Consider the following 17190-nt stretch of genomic DNA (forward strand, 5'->3'; position numbering starts at 1 on the left):
GCTCAGTTCTGACCGGTAACTATTCGATCTCGTTGGCGGGAGGCGCGTCGATGGTACATAACGCGCTGGGCGACGGATCAGGTGCACGGGTGCGCGGCTGGTGGGGGGTGTCGTGTTTGGCGGTCGCCGCAACCGGAGGGGCGGTCGACCGGTTGAGCCCACCATCTGAGAGCGGACAGGTTGATGAATTTCTCAGTGCTGCCACCCGAGATCAATTCGCTGCTGATGCATGCCGGTGCCGGCCCAGGGCCGATGTTGGAAGCGGCGACGGCCTGGCAGGGCCTGGCCAGTGAGTTACAGTCCGCCGCATCGTCGTTCAGCTCGGTCACCGAGGGCCTGGCCGGCGGACCCTGGCAGGGCCCGGCATCGGCGGCAATGGCGGCCGCGGCCGCCCCTTACGCAAATTACCTGAGCGCCGCGGCAGTTCAGGCCGCGGGTACGGCCGGACAAGCCGCCGCCGCGGCTGCCATCTTCGAGGCGGCCCAGGCCGCGATCGTGCATCCCGCGCTGATCGCGGCAAATCGCAATGAGCTTGTGGCGCTGATTATTTCGAATCTGTTCGGCCAGAATGCGCCGGCGATCGCCGCCACCGAGGCCGTCTACGAGCAGCTGTGGGCGCAGGACGTGGCGGTGATGGCGGGCTACCATGCCGGGGCTTCCGCGGTCGCCGCAGCGCTCGCACCGTGGCAGCAGGCTTTGGGACTGCCCGGCGCCGGGGCGGATTTCAGCATCTCGATCTTCGGTCTGCAGCTGCTGCAGACGGGCACCGCCCACGCCAACACCACTTTCGGTGGATTGGCGGTTGCGACCGGCGCGAACAGTTCGGCAAGCGCCGATCTGGCCGATATCGCGTTTGCTTTCGGCGGTGGCAGCAATGCGGCGGCGACGGGCGGGATTCTCAACATCGCCGGCGTCATCGGCAGCAACTCGACGGCGAACGCGACCGGCGCGGTGAACATCGGCACCGGGGCCCTGGCGTTCGGCAACAACAACACCGTGTTGGCCAACGCGGTGGGCGTAGGAAACATTGGGACCGTCGCGGCGGCCTTCGGTAACGACAACACGGTCTCGGCCACCGCCGAAGGTGTGGAGAACAATGCGACCGTGGCTGCCGCCTTCGGCAACAACAACACCGGCGTGGCGGCCAGGGTGATCGGCGTCGAGAACACCGGAATCGTCTCCGCGGTGTTCGGCAGTAACAACAGCGGGGCTACGGCCAGCGCGTTCGGCGTCGAGAACAACGCCATCGTCGCCGCGGTCGCGGGCAGCGGCAACACCAACGTGTTGGCCGATGCCGGCGGGGTGGGCGCCAACGAAGGTGTGGTTGCGGCCGCACTCGGCAACAACAACTCCGTCGCGGCGACGGCAACGGGAGTGGGCGGCAACCTCGGCACGGTCGCCGCCTCGGTCATCGGAAACAACAACACGATCAGTGCCGCCGCGACCGGTGGTGGTCACATCGCCACCGCGGCCACCGCCTTATTCGGCTCCAATAACGGCGTCAGGGCCAGCTCGTTCGGTCTGGACAACATCGCCACCCTCGCGACTGTCGGCGGCAGCGGCAACACCACCGTCTCCGCCGACGCGAGCGGTGCCGAGAATATCGGCACGGTGGCTACCGCTTTCGGTGCGAACAATCCCGTCGTCACGGCAAGCGCTCTGGGCGCGGGCAACCTCGGCAACGTGGCCACCTCCTTCGGCAACGGCAGCACTGTCACCTCGAAGGTGATCGGAGCCGGCAACATCGCGACCGTGGCGACCTCAGGCGGGGACAACAACGGCGTGGGAGCCAGTGCCATCGGCGTCGGCGCCAACACCGCCCAGATCGCCACCGCGTTCGGCAACAACAACACCCAGGTGTCCGCGGACGCCGGCGGCGCGGGCGGCAACATCGCCACCGTCGCCACCTCGCTCGGTAACGACAACACCGCCAAGGCCAGCGCGTTCGGTGGCGGCAACATCGCCAGCGTGTCGACCGTCCTATTCAGCAACAACAATAATTCCGGGGCCGAAACCGTGGGCGTCGGGAACATCGCCACGCTGGCCACCTCCTATGGAGACAACAACAACGTCACTGCCGAAGCCAAGGGCCTGGGCGGCAACACCGCCACCATCGCGACGGCGATCGGCCAGGGCAACTCCAAAGTCGATGCCGACGCCGGCATCGCGGGGGGCAATATTGCCTCGCTGGCCACCGTCTTCGGCGACAACAACACCGCCCAGGCCAGCGCGCTGGGCGCGGGCAACATCGCCACCCTGTCCACCGTGCTGTTCAGCAACAACAACACCTCCTCGGCCAGCGCGCTCGGCGTGGAAAACATTGCCACCGTCGCCACCTCGTACGGCGACAACAACAACGTCTCGGCCAGCACCCCGGGTGTAGGCCTCAACACCGCGACATTCGCCACCGCAATCGGACAGGGCAACACCCAGGTGCACGCCGAAGCGGGCGCCGGCGGTGGCAACACCGCGACACTGGCAACCGTGATCGGGGACGGCAATTCGGCGTCGGTGGTTTCGACCGGGCTGGGCAACACCGCCAACATCGGCACCCTGATCGGTGACAAGAACACCCTCAACATCAACGCGTTCGGAGTCGAGAACATCGCCACCGTAGCCACCGCCATCGGTGACAACAACGGCGTCGCTGCCAGCGCGCCGGGCGTGGGCGCCAACATCGCGACGTTCGCCACCGCGATTGGGGACGGCAACAGCCAGGTGTCCGCCGAGGCCGGCGGCGGTGGCAGCAACATCGCCACACTGGCCAGCGTCTTCGGCAATAACAGCACCGCCAAGGTCAGTGCGACGGGTCTGGGAAACATCGCCACCATCGCCACCGGCATCGGCGACAACAGCGGTCTATCCGCCAGCGCGTTCGGCGTGGACAACATCGCCACCGTGGCCACTTCGTACGGCGACGGGAATACCACGGTGGCAGCCGAGGCCGGCGGTGCCGGCGGCAACATCGCCACTCTGGCCACGGTCTTCGGCAGCGGCAACACCACCACCGGCGCACACGCGATCGGTGTCGGCGGCAACATCGTCACGCTGGGCACCGTGATCGGCGACAACAACGAAGCAGTGTCCGCGAGCGCCACCGGGTCGGGCAACATCGTCACGGTCGCCACGGCCATCGGCGACCAGAACACGGCCACGGTGGACCTCACCGGGGTCGGATGCGTGCCGACCGCTTCGACGGTGATCGGTGACGGCAACTCGATGAAGGTGTCGTCTTTCGGGTTGGAGAACATCGCCACCCTGGGCACGGTGTACGGCGACGGAAATACCGGGGGGGTGGTCGAGGCCGGCGGCGCGGGCGGCAACATCGCCACGCTGGCCACGGTGTTCGGCAGCAACAACACCGCGGCCGTGGCAAGGGCTGTCGGAATCGGCGGCAATATCGCCACCCTCAGCACCGCCATCACCGATGGCAACGCCGTATCAGCCACCGCCAACGGGGCGGGCAACATTGCGACCGTCGCCACCGCCTTCATCGGCGGCGAGAACTCTGCGACCGCATCGGCGACCGGTTTGCAGAACTACGCGACCCTGGCCACGGCGGCCGGAGCCGGCAACTCGGTGTCGGCTACCGCGTCCGGCGTCGGTGGCAACATCGCCACTCTCGGCACCGCGATCGGAGATGGGAACGGCGGGGTATTCGCGACTGCGGGCGGTGTCGGCGGCAACATCGCCATCGCCGCCACCGCGGTCGGCGACAACAACACGGTGGCGGCAAGTGTCGCCGGCCTGAGCGTGGGGGGTGTTGCCACCGCCGTCGGTGACGGCAACACCGGCGTCTCGGCCCGCGGCAATCAACCGGCCGCCTTCGGCATCGTGTCGACCGCGGTCGGCGCGGGCAACAATATCGTGGATGCATTCGGCGCCGGCCCGCTCAACTTCGCCAACGTCGCCACGGCCGTCGGCGACGGCAACCACGATGTCATCGCCGGCGCCGCGGGCTTCCTGAATATCGCCGTGACGGCCGGTGGCGACAACTTCGCGCTGGCCGGGGATCAGTCCGGTGGACTGGCGGCCGGCAACTTCGCCATTGTCACCGCCAGCGGCGCCGGTGCCAAAGCATTCAACGGCTTCATCAACGTTGCGGTCGCCGCCAGCGACGGCTTGCAGGCGATTGCCGGCCCCGGCAGCTTCCGCATCTCCATCCGGCCGTTGTTCGGCTAGCGGGTAGTTACTGCTTGTCGACCTTCCCGGCGATCTGATTGGCCAGCTTGACGCCGGCGTCGCCGGGGTCCTTGGGACCGCACCCACTGACGTCGATCACCACGTTGTTGCGCACGGTCAGCGCCCGCTGGCAGGTGCCGCCGATGGTGGTGCTGCCGTCGGTCATGCTCAGGGCAATAGTGGTGGTCAGGACACCATTCGACGAATTAACTTGTCCCACTTTCCAGTTGGCTTCCGGGCTGTTGGCATCACCCGGGGTGACGATGGCGCGATCTGCACACGCCTGCCAGGCCTTCGACGAGGCGTCGAAGAAGGCTTTCGCATCAGTGGCCGACGGGAACAACACCAGATACTGCACGGCCTCGGGATCCATGTCCTTGGATCCAGGGGTGGCCGGCGCCGCGGTGTCGTCCCGCCCCATCGCGGCAGTGAACCCGCTGCCGGCGTAGACCGGGTTCTCGCCCGGTCCGTAGGCATACATGCACTCGGCGGGCCACTTCCAGCCCTGCGGCCATTGTTTGTTGCTGTCGTCCGCCAGCTTGTCGGCCTTGTCCTTGGTCGACATTCCGGTGGTGCCCATGGCGGTGTCGATCTCGGCGGGAGTGAGTAGCAGATTCGCTAATGCCGCTTGCGCGACTGGCGGCTTGGACGCCGTCGAGCTGGCTGACGAACTCGACGACGACGTCGTGCCGGTCTCGTTGTCGCCGCCGCAAGCGGCGACCAACAGTCCGGCGGCGGCAATGGTGAAAGCTGCGGTGAGCGAGCGCATGACATGTCCTCTGTGCTTGTCGTTGATCGGCAAGCAATCCGCGACTCCCCGGCGCGTCTGCTGCATTGGGCGGCATGAGCATACTGCCCGTTCGCGCCGGTGGGAATTGCCGGCCCGCCCCTATTGCTCGCGCTGGGTCTGCTGCAGGAGCACCACAGCTCGGCCTTCGACCGTGACCTTGCCCTCCGGGGGGAGCGCTTCGGCGTGCTCGACGTGTCCGGTGGCGGTGGCGGTGTCCAGCACCGCCACCCAGCCCGGCCCGAATTCATCAGGCGGAAGGACGAATTCGATGGGTTCGTGGTGAGCGTTGAAGCACAACACGAATGAGTCATCGGTGATGCGCTGGCCGCGCGAATCGGTACCCGGAATGCCCAGGCCGTTCAGGAAAACCGCCACTGACTTGCCGAAGCCGGAGTCCCAGTCCTCGTCGTTCATCTCCGAACCGTCCGGCCGGAACCATGAGATGTCCGGCAGACCTTCGGAGCCGCGATGACGCATCGGGGCTCCGGTGAAGAAGCGGCGCCTGCGGAATACAGGGTGTTCTGCCCGGATGGCCACCACCGCACGGGTGAACTCGATGAGGTCCTTGTCGGCGTTGTCCCAGTTGATCCAGGTCAGCTCGCTGTCCTGGCAGAATCCGTTGTTGTTGCCGTTCTGGGTGCGGCCGAGTTCGTCACCGTGGCAGATCATCGGAACCCCTTGCGACAGAACGGTTGTCGCAAGGAAGTTGCGTTGTTGTCGGGCCCGTAGGGCGTTGATCTCCGGGTCGTCGGTCGGGCCTTCGGCACCACAGTTCCAGGATCGGTTGTGCGACTCGCCGTCGTTGTTGTCCTCGCCGTTGGCTTCGTTGTGCTTCTCGTTGTAGGACACCAGGTCCCGCAGCGTGAATCCGTCGTGTGCGGTGACGAAGTTGATCGAGGCCACCGGCCGCCTCGCGGTGTGCTCGTAGAGATCGGCCGATCCGCTGATCCGGGAGGCGAACTCGCTGAGAATGGCGTCCTCGCCGCGCCAGAAGTCGCGGATGGTGTCACGGAACTTTCCGTTCCATTCGGTCCACTGCGGCGGGAAGTTTCCCACTTGGTATCCACCGGGTCCGACGTCCCAGGGTTCGGCGATCAGCTTGACCTGGCTGACAATCGGATCCTGTTGCACGAGTTCGAAAAACGCCGACAGCCGGTCGACGTCGTAGAATTCCCGCGCCAGCGTGGACGCCAGGTCGAAACGGAATCCGTCCACGTGCATCTCGGTGACCCAATAGCGCAGTGAGTCCATGATCAGCTGCAGGGTATGCGGGTGTCCGACATTGAGGCTGTTGCCCGTGCCGGTGTAGTCCATGTAGTACTTCTTGTCGTCGTCGACGAGCCGGTAGTAGGCGGCATTGTCGATGCCGCGCATCGACAACGTGGGGCCCATGTGGTTGCCCTCGGCGGTGTGGTTGTAGACGACGTCGAGGATCACCTCGATGTTTGCCTCGTGCAACGCGCGCACCATTGCTTTGAATTCCTGCACCTGGCCGCCCGGAGTGTTGCTGGCGGTGTACTTGAAATCGGGAGCGAAGAACCCGATTGTGTTGTAGCCCCAGTAATTGGACAACCCTTTGTCGATCAGCGTCGAGTCGTTGGCGAAGTGGTGCACTGGCATCAGTTCGATCGCGGTCACACCCAGAGTGGTCAAATGCTCGATGATCGCCGGATGCGCGATCGCCGAATACGTGCCGCGGATGCGCTCGGGGATGGCCGGATGGGTTTGGGTGAGGCCTTTGACATGGGCCTCGTAGATGACACTGTCGGCGTATTCGTGACCCGGCGGGCGGTCGACGCCCCAGTCGAAGTAGGGATTGATCACCACCGACTTGGGCATGTTGGCCGCGGAGTCGTCGTCATTGCGGCTGTCGGGATCGCCGAAGTTATAGCTGAACAGCGACTGGTCCCACTGGAACGACCCGTCGATGGCCTTCGAGTATGGGTCGACCAGGAGCTTGTTGGGGTTGCACCGCTGGCCGTTGGCCGGATCGTAGGGACCGTAGACGCGAAACCCGTATCGCTGGCCCGGCTGAACGCTGGGCAGGAAGGCATGCCAGACGAACCCGTCGACCTCCGGAAGCGCAATGCGGGTTTCCACACCGTCGTCGTCGAACAGACACAGTTCGACCCGCTCGGCCACTTCGCTGAAGACTGCGAAGTTCGTCCCGGACCCGTCGTAGGTCGACCCCAGCGGGTAGGCCTTGCCGGGCCACACTTCCGGCCGATCAGTCGCCTGCCCGCTACCGGCGGCCACCGGCACTGCGGTCTGCTCTGCGCTGACATTGGTAACCACCGTGCCTCCTGACGTTGACGGACTCGCCCGAACTGTGAACACCGGCGGTCGCGCACTGTATATCCGCTGCCTCGCCGGGTTAAGCATGAGATCGCTGTCAATCTGCGGCGCGCGACCAAAACATCCTCAGGGGAAGCGGCTTTGGGGCTGAGCGAGGGTTGCGACACGGTCACGGACGCATACCTATTAACCGCTCACAGGTCACAGAGACCTCATTGCTCACTATCGTCACATCAACCCATGCGGACGTCAATTGGCGTCCGGCGTATGGAAAGGTGTGACATGCCGGCGATTCCTCGCTTCGTTTCGGTATCGCTGGCAACGACGGCTGCTGTCGGGCTCATTTTTCCGACCGCCCTCGCGCCACAGGCGCATGCGCTGCCGTGCAGCGCCCCCGAAGCGAACGTCCCGCCCCCGGCGAATGCAGTCGTGACCAATCCTGGGGGCAAGGTGCTCGGCCCGATGAACAAGCGGCCCCGCGGTGCTAATGACCGCGCACCCTTACCCAGGTTGGGTCCGTTGCAGCGCGTACCTCAGCAGGGTCAGCGCTACTCCGCGCCGATGCAACAGCAAGCACTTGTCCCGGGCGCCAACCCGGCGCCTCCTGTTCCCGCTCCGCCCGCGGCGGGCCAGCAACCCCAGGCCGCGCAACTTGCCCCGGCTCCCGACGCGGCCGTGGTTCCACCGAACCCGGCTCCTGCGCAGGCACCACCGGCGGGAGCACCGGATGCCGAAGGCGCGCTGGGGGGCTCCAACACCTCACTGGTGGAGTGGGTGACCGGCCCGGACGGTCCGAACAAGACCCTCGAACGCTTCGGCATCTCCGGGACCGACCTCGGAATCCTTTGGGACAACGGCGATCCCGCCAACCACCAGGTGCTCATGGCCTTCGGCGACACCTTCGGCTACTGCGCGGTCAAGGGTGACCAGTGGCGGTACAACGTACTGTTCCGCAGCAACGACCACGACCTGTCCCACGGACTGCACGTGGACGCCGGCGACCCCTCCAACCGGTACGCCGGCTCGCCGACACAGCAACCCGGCTTCTCCCGGCAGGTCATCAACAGCATCAAATACGCCAGGGAAGAGACTGGAATCATCCCGACAGCTGCGATCTCCATCGGCAAGACCCAGTACATCAACTTCATGTCCATCAAGGACTGGGGTCGCGACGGAGAATGGTGGACGAACTATTCGGGCATCGCGATGTCCAACGACAACGGCCAGACCTGGTCGGTATACCCCGGCACCATCCGCGCGAACGGGCCCGACGCCGCGCGGGTCCCGTATGTCGAGGGCAACGAGAACTTCCAGATGGGAGCCTACGTCAAGGGCGGCGACGGCTACCTCTACTCCTTCGGCACTCCGAACGGGCGCGGCGGCGCGGCGCACCTGTCGCGGGTGCAGCCGCGATTCATCCCGGATCTCACCAAATACGAGTACTGGAACGGTGATTCGAACTCCTGGGTGCCGAACAAGCCGTCGGCCGCGACTCCGGTCATCCCCGGCCCGGTGGCCGAGATGTCGGCCCAGTACAACACCTATCTCAAGCAGTATCTGGTGATGTACACCAACGGCGCCAACGACGTCGTGGCCCGCACCGCGCCGACCCCGCAGGGGCCCTACAGCCCGGAGCATCTGCTGGTGTCGAGCTTCTCGATGCCCGGCGGCGTCTACGCGCCGATGATGCACCCGTGGACGACGGGCAAGGACGTCTACTTCAACCTGTCGCTGTGGTCGGCATACGACGTGATGCTGATGCACACCACGCTCGGCTGAGTTACGGAGCGATCGGGCGATTCGTCCATTCCCGGCCGGCCCGGCGCGAGGAGCGGAACCATCCGCCCGCCGCGCCGGTCCCGCCGTCGGTGGGAATGGTGTGGCCGGTGACGAACCCCGAGAGGTCCGACGCCAGGAACAGGATCACCCGGGCCTGGTCCTCGGGCCGGCCCATGCGCCCGACCGGTACCCACTGGGGCCATTGGTCGTGTTCCTCGGGGGAGAGCCATTGCGAGTAGGGCACCTGCAGAGACTCGGTGACGTCGGGTCCGATCGCGTTGACCCTGATCCCGTCGCACCCCACCTGGACCGCCAGGCTGCGGGTGAACTGGATGACCGCCGCTTTGAAGGCGGCATAGACCGGATCCTCGGGGTAGCCGCGCAGCCCTTCGACGGACGAGACGTTGACGATCGCACCGGCCCGCTGCTCGAGCATCATCGGCAGAAAAGCCCGGGTGACGAGGAAGACGTGGTGCAGGTTCACCCGGTACAGCTCGTCCCAGAGGTGGGGGTCCGTGCCGGCGAAGCTGCCGGGATGGCGCACCCAGTGCCCGACGTTGTTCACCAGCACGTCGATCCCGCCGTAACCGTCCCGGACGCTTTCCGTGAGCGCGGCGACCTGATCCGCCTCCCGGACGTCGGTGACGACCGCCAGCGCGGAGTCACCGATCTCGTCGGCGGTCCGGTGCGCGCGCTGGCCGTCGATGTCGACGATGACGACCCGGGCGCCGTGCTCGGCGAACAGCCGCGCGGTTGCGGCGCCGATCCCGCCGCCGCCGCCGGTGATCACCGCAACGCGATCCGTCAGCAACCCGTGTGCGTGCGCCATGCTCGTATCCTCTGCCGAAGCTGACAGGATGCTCCAGGTGAAGCGACCCAACTTTCTGGTGATTGTGGCCGACGATCTCGGCTTCTCCGACATCGGCGCCTTCGGCGGTGAAATCGAGACCCCCAACTTGGACCGGCTGGCCTATCGGGGGGTCCGGTTCACCGACTTCCATTCGGCGCCGGCCTGCTCGCCCACCCGGGCGATGCTGCTGACCGGCACCGACCACCACGTCGCCGGCATCGGCACCATGCTGGAGGTGGCCGTCCCGGGCTTCCAGGGCGCCCCGGGCTACGAGGGCTACTTGAACGACCGGGTGGTCGCGTTGCCGGAGTTGCTGCGCGAGGCCGGTTACCTGACCTTGATGTCGGGCAAATGGCATCTGGGCGCGACCATCGAAAGATCCCCCTGGGCCCGCGGTTTCGACCGCTCGTTCGCGCTGCTACCGGCCGGCGCCAGCCACTACGGCGTCGGCGGTACCGGATTCCTTTCCGTGCCAACGCTTTACACCGAGGACGACCAGTTCGTCTCGGTCGGCGAGGATTTCTACTCGTCGGATTACTATGCCGACACCTTGTTGCGCTATCTGCGCGAACGTTCTCCCGATGATGAGCGGCCGTTCTTCGCCTATCTTCCGTTCCAGGCGCCGCACTGGCCGCTGCAGGCACCCGATGAATCCGTCGCGGCCTATCGAGGCCGCTATGACGAGGGACCGGACGCGTTGCGTGAGGCGCGATTGACCGCGCTGAAGCAGCTTGGCCTGTGCCCGCCGGATGTGCAGGCGCATCCCGTGGTGGCCGACGGCGCCGCGGAGTGGGCCGACATGACGGAGCGCGAGCGGGCGCGATCGGCGCGCAGCATGGAGGTTTACGCCGGGATGGTGGACCGGATGGACTGGAACATCGGCCGGGTGATCGACTACCTGACCGAGACGGGCGAGTTGGACGACACGGTGGTGATCTTCCTGTCCGACAACGGCGCTGAGGGTGCGATCGTGGAGGCGATGCCGCTGCGCGGCCCGCAGATCGCCGCGCAGATCGAGAAGTACTGCGACAACAGTTTGGACAACCTCGGCCGGCCCAGCTCCTACATCTGGTACGGCCCGCGCTGGGCGCAGGCCGCGACCGCGCCGTCGCGGTTGCACAAGGCCTTCACCACCGAGGGCGGGATCCGGGTGGTCGGCTTCCTGACCTGGCCGGGTTTCGAGCGGCAAGCCGAGATCGGCACCGCCTTCACGACGGTGATGGACATCGCGCCTACCGTGCTGGAGCTGGCCGGCGTCGAGCACCCCGGCACCAGCTGGCGCGGTCGCGAGGTGGAGCCGATGCGGGGCCGCTCACTGGTGACGTATTTGTCGGGCGGGGCGGACAGCGTGCACGACGCCGAGACCGGCACCGGGTGGGAGTTGTTCGGCCGCCGTGCGATTCGGCGGGGCGACTGGAAGGCCCTGTACCTGCCCGTGCCGCACGGTAACGGGGCATGGCAACTCTACGACCTGTCCGCCGACCCGGGCGAGATCCACGATCTTGCCGCCGCACATCCTGACACGCTTGCCGAACTCGTCGAGTTGTGGGATCGCTATGTCGAGGACAACGGCGTGATCGTCGAGCCGATATCGGTGTTCGACGCCGACCCGTCGCTGTTCGGCTAAGAGCTCAGTCCTTGCCGCGCGGTGGCGGCTGCACCTCGACCCCGCCGGACGCATGTTCGGGGCCGGCGTCGGGGTGTTCGGCCGGAACCCGCTCGCGGTATTTGTCAGCTTCGCTGGACCGGTTGGTGTCGGTGGACCGCTCCGCGCTCCGGTAGGGACCGGGCTTCGGCCGGGGCTTCCCGCCGGGGAAGGCCAACCGGAATATGGTGCGGTGCACCATGAACCACTGTTGGGAAAAGCGTCCCGAGTTGTACGGCAGCTCGTAGCGCTCGCAGATGTCCTTGATCTTCGGCGCGATCTCGGAGTACCGACTGCTCGGCATATCCGGGTACAAGTGATGCTCGACCTGATAACCGAGGTTGCCGCTGATCACGTGGAACAGGGGGCTGCCCTCGATGTTGGCCGCGCCGACCAACTGACGCAGATACCATTCGCCGCGGGTTTCGTTCTCAACCTCGTCCTGGCTGAAGGTGTAGGTCTGGTCGGGGAAGTGGCCGCAGAAGATGATGGCGTGCGCCCACACGTTGCGGATGACGTTGGCCAGCGCATCGGCGGCCAGAGTGCGCAGGTAGGTGCTTTCCACGCCGGGCAGGAAGCTGTCGAGGAACGTTGCCGTGGCGCCGAGGCGTCCTTTGTTCGAGATCTTGCGAAGCCGCCGTCCGAGGCGGGATTCCGCGGGCTGATCGAGCCGTCCACGTAGGGCCAGCTGTGTCAGCGCAAACGCCCCGGCACTGATCAGCGGCCAACCGAGGTAGTCCTTGTTGATTTGCGAGCGCGCCTTGACGCCAATGTCTTTGAGATCCTTGCGAACATCCGACCACGGCTTCTCGCCGGCCCGGATGGCGTCGATGTCCATGTCGTGCACGGCCACGCCCCATTCGAACAGCACGGTGAGCAGCGCGTTGTAGAAGAACTGCCCCAAGTACCGCGGGCGCCACCTCTGATTAGGGTCGATCCGCATGATCTCGTAGCCGAGATCCTTATCCTTGCCCCTGATGTTGGTGTAGGTGTGGTGGATGAAGTTGTGCGAATGCTTCCACGACTCGGCGGTGGAGGCAGTGTCCCAGTCCCACACCGAGGAATGAATATCGGGATCGTTCATCCAATCCCATTGGCCGTGCATCACGTTGTGGCCGATCTCCATGTTCTCCAGGATTTTGGCCATCCCCAGGCACGCGGTCCCGAGCACCCACGCGGTCCGTGACCTGGACGCGAGCAGCAACACCCGCCCGGCCACGACGATCTGCCGCTGGGTGGCAATGACGGTCTTGATGTAGCGGCGGTCCCGCTCGCCGAGATCGGCGAACACCTCGTCATGGATGGCGTCCAACTCTTTCCCGATTTTCTCCCGTTCTTGTTCCCCCAGGTGGGCGAACGGGTTCTCCGGGCGTTGCAGAGTAGAAGTCACTGTTGTTCCTCTCGGTCAAAGTTCGAGTTCGACGTCGCCTTCGGCGCTGTTGATGCAGATCCGGACGTCCTGTCCCACCGGCTCACTGACGTCGCCCGAGCGCAGATCGCGCAGCTTGCCCGATTTCAGCGTGCCGACACAGGTGTGGCAGATGCCGATCCGGCACCCGAAGGCAAGCTCCAGCCCGGCGTTCTCACCGGCTTCCAAAATGGATGTGCCACCGTCACATTCGGCGGTCTTGTCGCTCTTGAGAAAGCTAACCTCGCCGCCTTCGCCCGCTCCGGCGTCACCGCCGATCTTCGGCTGAAACCGTTCGTAGTGCAGGCGGTCCGGATCGCCGTTGTTCTCCCAGTGCTCGATCAGCGCATCGAGCATTTCCTCCGGCCCCGAGCAGAACGCCTCGCGCTCCCGCCAGTCGGGACACACGTCGTCCAGATCATCCGGCTTGAGCCGGCCGCGATCGGAGGTGAGGCGTAGGTCGAGTCGCATGCCGTCGTGGCGGTTGTCGAGATCCTCCAAGACGTCCAGAAACATGACCTGCTCGCGGGTGCGAGCCGAATGGATCACCAGCACGTCACCCAGCTCGTCGCGACTGTCGAGGCTGCGCAGCATGCTCATGATGGGCGTGATGCCGCTGCCGGCACTGATGAACAGCATCTTGGCGGGCAACGGCTCGGGGAGGGTGAACACACCTTCGATTTCGCCGAGGCGGACCAGCTCTCCGGGCTGAATTTTTTCGACCAGATACGGCGAGACGACGCCGCTGTCGACCTTCTTGGGCGTCACGCTGATCAGGCCGTCGGCGGGTTCGGGATCCGAGGTCAACGAGTAGGCGCGCCAGTGGTACGCGCCGTCGATAACCAAGCCGAGCCGGACATACTGCCCGGGCTTGTGACCAGGCCATTGGTACCCGGGACGAATCAGCACACTCACCGCTTCCGAACCCTGCGGCTCGACGCGCTCGACCTTGCCCCGGAGCTCTTTCGTCGTCCAGAGCGGGTTGATCATCTCGATGTAGTCGTCGGGCTGCAAGGGCTTGAACAACTGTCGCACCGCGCGGAGAAACCATTTGCGGCCACGGGGGACTTGGGGTTGAGCACCACGTTCGGCCATGTCAATTACAGTACACACTTGTACACTGAACTAAACATTGCGTCGCTGAATTGAGCTGCCTAAGCGTGTATTTACGGCTGGCAATAACCACAGGCCGAAATGAACATACGTTCACCGAAAAAGAATCGACTGGACCCCGCCGCGCGGCGACTGTGACGAGGATTACCCGACGGTGGCGGTTTAAACCGCCGAATTGGTGACTCGCCGAGTGTGAACCCTGCGACGTAAGTGCCGCGTGTCGTGTCGTCAGATTCGCATTCGGCGGCTAGAAGCAGCGAATGCTGACGACGCGACCAATCCGGCTCGAAGGTTCTGCCGTGGCGATCACCCGCGGCGCACGCGGCATCGGACTGGCATCCGCAAAAGCGTTCGCAGCGCAGGGATCTCGCGTCTTCAGCGGTGACCTCGACGCTGACCTGGCCGCGGCGGCTGCCACCGGGATCGGTGGGCACGCTATGGCGCTGGACGTCCGCTCCCGGCAATCCTTCGCGACGTTTCTCGATGCCGTCGAGGCGGCCGGTGCCCCACTGGCGGGTTGGTCGACAAATCCGGCATCATGCCGGCCGGCAGATTCGCCGACGAGGACGACGCAATCACCGACGCGATCCTCGACATCAACACCCGGGGGAGTGCTGATCGGCTGAAATCTCGCATTGCCCTGCATGCTTGCCCGCGGTAAAGGCTGATGCATGGTGATTCGTTGCGGCCGCAGTGACTGACGATGGTGATGCGGCCCGCCGCGATCGCGTCGCGCTCGTCAAATCCCCCAACTAGTGAAAGGGTGGAAGTATGACGCCACCGTCGCGACCCCCATCCGGCTAGACGTGGCGATCTACGAGGAACTCCTCGCGGCCGTCGACGGCCGGCAAGGAGTGGCGGCAGCGGACCGCCTGTGTGAGGCATGCGTGATTCTGCTTGATGTTGACGCAGCCGCCATATCACTGGTCTTCGACGGCGCGAGCAGCGCAACACTCGGCTCCAGTGGCGGGCGCGCTCGCACCTACGACGAACTGCAGTTCACCCTTGGCGAGGGGCCGTGCCTGGACTCGGTTGCACGACGTTCGCCGGTTCTGGTCTGCGACCTCGCCGACCCGCAGGAGGCTCGCTGGCCCGCATACGGACCTGCCATGCTGGCTCACCAGATCAGAGGTGTACATGCGTTACCCGTCGTCGTGGCAGGCGAATATGTCGGTGCTCTCGACCTTTTCCGCATGCGACCAGGCCACCTGCTGAGCCACGACTTGGCCGGCGCAACGGCCGCCGCGGAACTCGCCGGCGTCCCCGTGCTGGATTTGCTGGACGGCGACATGCAGGCCAGCGTGGCCGACCCGACCAGCAACGCGTGGGCCGAATTGAACTCCCTGAGCCGCGCAGAGGTCAGCCAGGCCACCGGCATGCTCGTCGCTCAGCTGGGTATCGATCCTGCCGAGGCTCTGGTCCGGCTGCGTGCTCACGCTTATGCCGTCGGCCGCAGCGCTACCGATGTCGCTCGCGACATTCTCGACCGCCGATTGAAGCTCGAGGCCGACTGATGCGGGGAGTGCGGCCACCAAGAATTCAGGAAGAAGGCAATCGTGACTGATCCCCCCACTCGGGAAACAGGTGTGCTGGGCGCCGTCGTCTCGCTAGTCGACAGTTTGCTCGATGACTTCGATGTGGTCGATCTGTTAACCGACCTCACCGAACGCTGTGCCGCGCTGCTCGACGTCGAGGCGGCGGGAATCCTGCTCGCTGACCCTCTGCGTCAGCTTCGCCTATTGGCAGCCACCTCGGAGGAGGCCCGAGAGCTCGAGCTGTTCCAGCTACTGGCCGACGATGGCCCATGCCTGGATTGCTACGCCACCGGTCGACAAGTCTCGGTAGCCGACCTTTCACAGCAAGGCGACCGGTGGCCGCGATTCGTTCCCGCCGCGATCGAGGTTGGCTTCGCCGCGGTGCACGCCGTCCCGATGCATGCGGCTGGAACCATTCTGGGCGCGCTCGGCTTGTTCGGTACTCGACCCGGCGAGCTCACCGAGGCCGACCTGCTCGTCGGCCAGACCCTGACGCACATCGCGTGTGTCGCGATCCTCCAAGAGCATCCGCCCACCCCGGTGACCGTGGCACCGCAGCTGCGCTCTGCGCTGACCAACCGCGTCGTCGTCGAGCAGGCCAAAGGCCTACTCCGGGAGATGCTCGATGTATCCCTGGAAGAGGCGTTCGCACTGTTGCGGACCTACGCGCGGGCCAGCGGTGAGCACCTGACCAGCGTGGCACGCAGGTTGATGACAGATCGGTATTCCCGCATGCTGCTCATCGCGGAGTTAGCCGAACTCCTCTCCGCACCAACGCAGTAACCGGTTCACGTCCGCCGTGCGCGGGCGCGCCGCGCGGCCTCCTCGACCAGCCGCTCGGCCACGGTGTGCAGCTTGACGTTGTGAGATTGGCTCAGCTGGGTGAGTCGGTCGAACGCCTCATCCGTGGTGCCGCCCGACCGGCTGCGGATGATCCCGATCGCCTGATCGATCACCGATCGACTGTCCAACGCGCGTTGCAGTCGCAACGTCCGTTCGTGCGCTTTGGCCAACAATTGAGCGTTGTACACCGACACGGCAGCGGGTACGGCGAACCGCGACCCCAACTCCACGGCGTGCTCGCCGAAGGCATCGCGGCGCCTGGCATAGGCATTGATCGAGCCGATCACCTCGTCGCCGACGATCAATGGCAGCGCCAGCGCGGAATGCACTCGCAGCCGGGCCACCCGGCCACCGAAACGCGGCCAACGGTCATCGCTCCCCAGGGATCCACTGACCACTGGCCGCCGCGACTGCATACAGCTGATGCACGGCCCCTCGTTCAATTCACCGTATTGAATGTTGTCTATTTCGTGGACCAGCATCTCGGTGGCCGCCCAGGTCTGAATCCGGGATAACGCCTGCCGCTGGTCAGCCAGGGCCACGCAGACGCCATCGGCACCTGGAATCGCCTGAGCGGCGAACTCCGCTACCTCCCGGAGAAGTTCGGTCACCCCACGGGCGTTGGCCACAATCCCGGCCACGCCGCGCAGACCGGCATACAGCTCGGCCTCGTCTGCTTCCAATTGGGCAGGGGAGAACTCGGACTGGGGCAGTGTTTCGCGACCGGGCTGGGCGTCGAAGTCGGCCAAA

Annotated in this window: 12 protein-coding genes; 6 read left to right on the forward strand and 6 right to left on the reverse strand. The window is 65.5% G+C overall.

Annotation, left to right across the window (positions count from 1 at the left end):
* Window positions 1-183: 183 nt before the first annotated feature.
* Window positions 184-4182 carry a PPE domain-containing protein gene (locus ACX9NE_RS18780; protein ID WP_459362601.1) on the forward strand — a complete coding sequence of 1333 codons (3999 nt, stop codon included), beginning with the start codon at window positions 184-186 and terminating at the stop codon, window positions 4180-4182.
* A 7-nt stretch (window positions 4183-4189) separates the two neighbouring features.
* Here the strand turns inward: ACX9NE_RS18780 and ACX9NE_RS18785 are convergent, their stop codons facing one another.
* Together ACX9NE_RS18785 and glgX are read right to left on the reverse strand one after the other, a co-directional pair.
* Window positions 4190-4951 (reverse strand): sensor domain-containing protein, encoded by a 762-nt coding sequence (locus tag ACX9NE_RS18785; RefSeq protein ID WP_459362600.1) that lies wholly within the window; start codon window positions 4949-4951, stop codon window positions 4190-4192.
* 120 nt (window positions 4952-5071) lie between these two features.
* The gene (glgX, locus tag ACX9NE_RS18790) at window positions 5072-7354 is read right to left on the reverse strand and encodes a glycogen debranching protein GlgX (RefSeq protein WP_459362599.1); all 2283 of its coding nucleotides are present in this window, start codon (window positions 7352-7354) and stop codon (window positions 5072-5074) included.
* A 195-nt stretch (window positions 7355-7549) separates the two neighbouring features.
* Here glgX and ACX9NE_RS18795 point away from each other — a divergent pair, with 195 nt between their 5' ends.
* Window positions 7550-9046 carry a DUF4185 domain-containing protein gene (locus ACX9NE_RS18795; RefSeq protein ID WP_459362598.1) on the forward strand — a complete coding sequence of 499 codons (1497 nt, stop codon included), beginning with the start codon at window positions 7550-7552 and terminating at the stop codon, window positions 9044-9046.
* Between the two features lies 1 nt (window position 9047).
* On the opposite strand, the gene ACX9NE_RS18800 is transcribed toward ACX9NE_RS18795, so the two are convergent.
* Window positions 9048-9875 carry an SDR family NAD(P)-dependent oxidoreductase gene (locus tag ACX9NE_RS18800; protein ID WP_459362597.1) on the reverse strand — a complete coding sequence of 276 codons (828 nt, stop codon included), beginning with the start codon at window positions 9873-9875 and terminating at the stop codon, window positions 9048-9050.
* A 37-nt stretch (window positions 9876-9912) separates the two neighbouring features.
* Between ACX9NE_RS18800 and ACX9NE_RS18805 the strand changes: the two genes are divergently transcribed.
* Entirely contained in the window at window positions 9913-11523 is a 1611-nt protein-coding gene (locus tag ACX9NE_RS18805) for a sulfatase-like hydrolase/transferase (protein ID WP_459362596.1), read from the forward strand.
* 4 nt (window positions 11524-11527) lie between these two features.
* On the opposite strand, the gene ACX9NE_RS18810 is transcribed toward ACX9NE_RS18805, so the two are convergent.
* Window positions 11528-12931: a fatty acid desaturase family protein gene (locus tag ACX9NE_RS18810; protein ID WP_459362594.1), complete on the reverse strand. Its 1404-nt coding sequence runs from the start codon at window positions 12929-12931 to the stop codon at window positions 11528-11530.
* 15 nt (window positions 12932-12946) lie between these two features.
* Window positions 12947-14044, reverse strand: coding sequence for a ferredoxin reductase (locus ACX9NE_RS18815; protein WP_459362593.1), 1098 nt, complete (start codon window positions 14042-14044; stop codon window positions 12947-12949).
* A 317-nt stretch (window positions 14045-14361) separates the two neighbouring features.
* Between ACX9NE_RS18815 and ACX9NE_RS18820 the strand changes: the two genes are divergently transcribed.
* From ACX9NE_RS18820 to ACX9NE_RS18830, 3 genes are all read left to right on the forward strand, one after another.
* Window positions 14362-14688 carry an SDR family oxidoreductase gene (locus tag ACX9NE_RS18820; RefSeq protein ID WP_459362592.1) on the forward strand — a complete coding sequence of 109 codons (327 nt, stop codon included), beginning with the start codon at window positions 14362-14364 and terminating at the stop codon, window positions 14686-14688.
* A gap of 180 nt (window positions 14689-14868) precedes the next feature.
* Window positions 14869-15576, forward strand: coding sequence for a GAF and ANTAR domain-containing protein (locus ACX9NE_RS18825; RefSeq protein WP_459362662.1), 708 nt, complete (start codon window positions 14869-14871; stop codon window positions 15574-15576).
* A 42-nt stretch (window positions 15577-15618) separates the two neighbouring features.
* Window positions 15619-16380, forward strand: a complete 762-nt coding sequence (locus ACX9NE_RS18830) for a GAF and ANTAR domain-containing protein (protein ID WP_459362591.1) — start codon at window positions 15619-15621, stop codon at window positions 16378-16380.
* A 5-nt stretch (window positions 16381-16385) separates the two neighbouring features.
* On the opposite strand, the gene ACX9NE_RS18835 is transcribed toward ACX9NE_RS18830, so the two are convergent.
* On the reverse strand, window positions 16386-17189 hold the full coding sequence (locus tag ACX9NE_RS18835) for a GAF and ANTAR domain-containing protein (RefSeq protein ID WP_459362590.1): 804 nt from the start codon (window positions 17187-17189) through the stop codon (window positions 16386-16388).
* Window position 17190 lies beyond the last annotated feature (1 nt).

This window comes from Mycobacterium sp. ML4 (genome assembly GCF_054515735.1).

Bases quoted from the DNA above. Each gene is read 5' to 3' on its own strand.
- ACX9NE_RS18780 (WP_459362601.1), top strand. From the start codon at position 184: ATGAATTTCTCAGTGCTGCCACCCGAGATCAATTCGCTGCTGATGCAT.
- ACX9NE_RS18785 (WP_459362600.1), bottom strand. From the start codon at position 4,951: ATGCGCTCGCTCACCGCAGCTTTCACCATTGCCGCCGCCGGACTGTTG.
- glgX (WP_459362599.1), bottom strand. From the start codon at position 7,354: ATGCTTAACCCGGCGAGGCAGCGGATATACAGTGCGCGACCGCCGGTG.
- ACX9NE_RS18795 (WP_459362598.1), top strand. From the start codon at position 7,550: ATGCCGGCGATTCCTCGCTTCGTTTCGGTATCGCTGGCAACGACGGCT.
- ACX9NE_RS18800 (WP_459362597.1), bottom strand. From the start codon at position 9,875: ATGGCGCACGCACACGGGTTGCTGACGGATCGCGTTGCGGTGATCACC.
- ACX9NE_RS18815 (WP_459362593.1), bottom strand. From the start codon at position 14,044: ATGGCCGAACGTGGTGCTCAACCCCAAGTCCCCCGTGGCCGCAAATGG.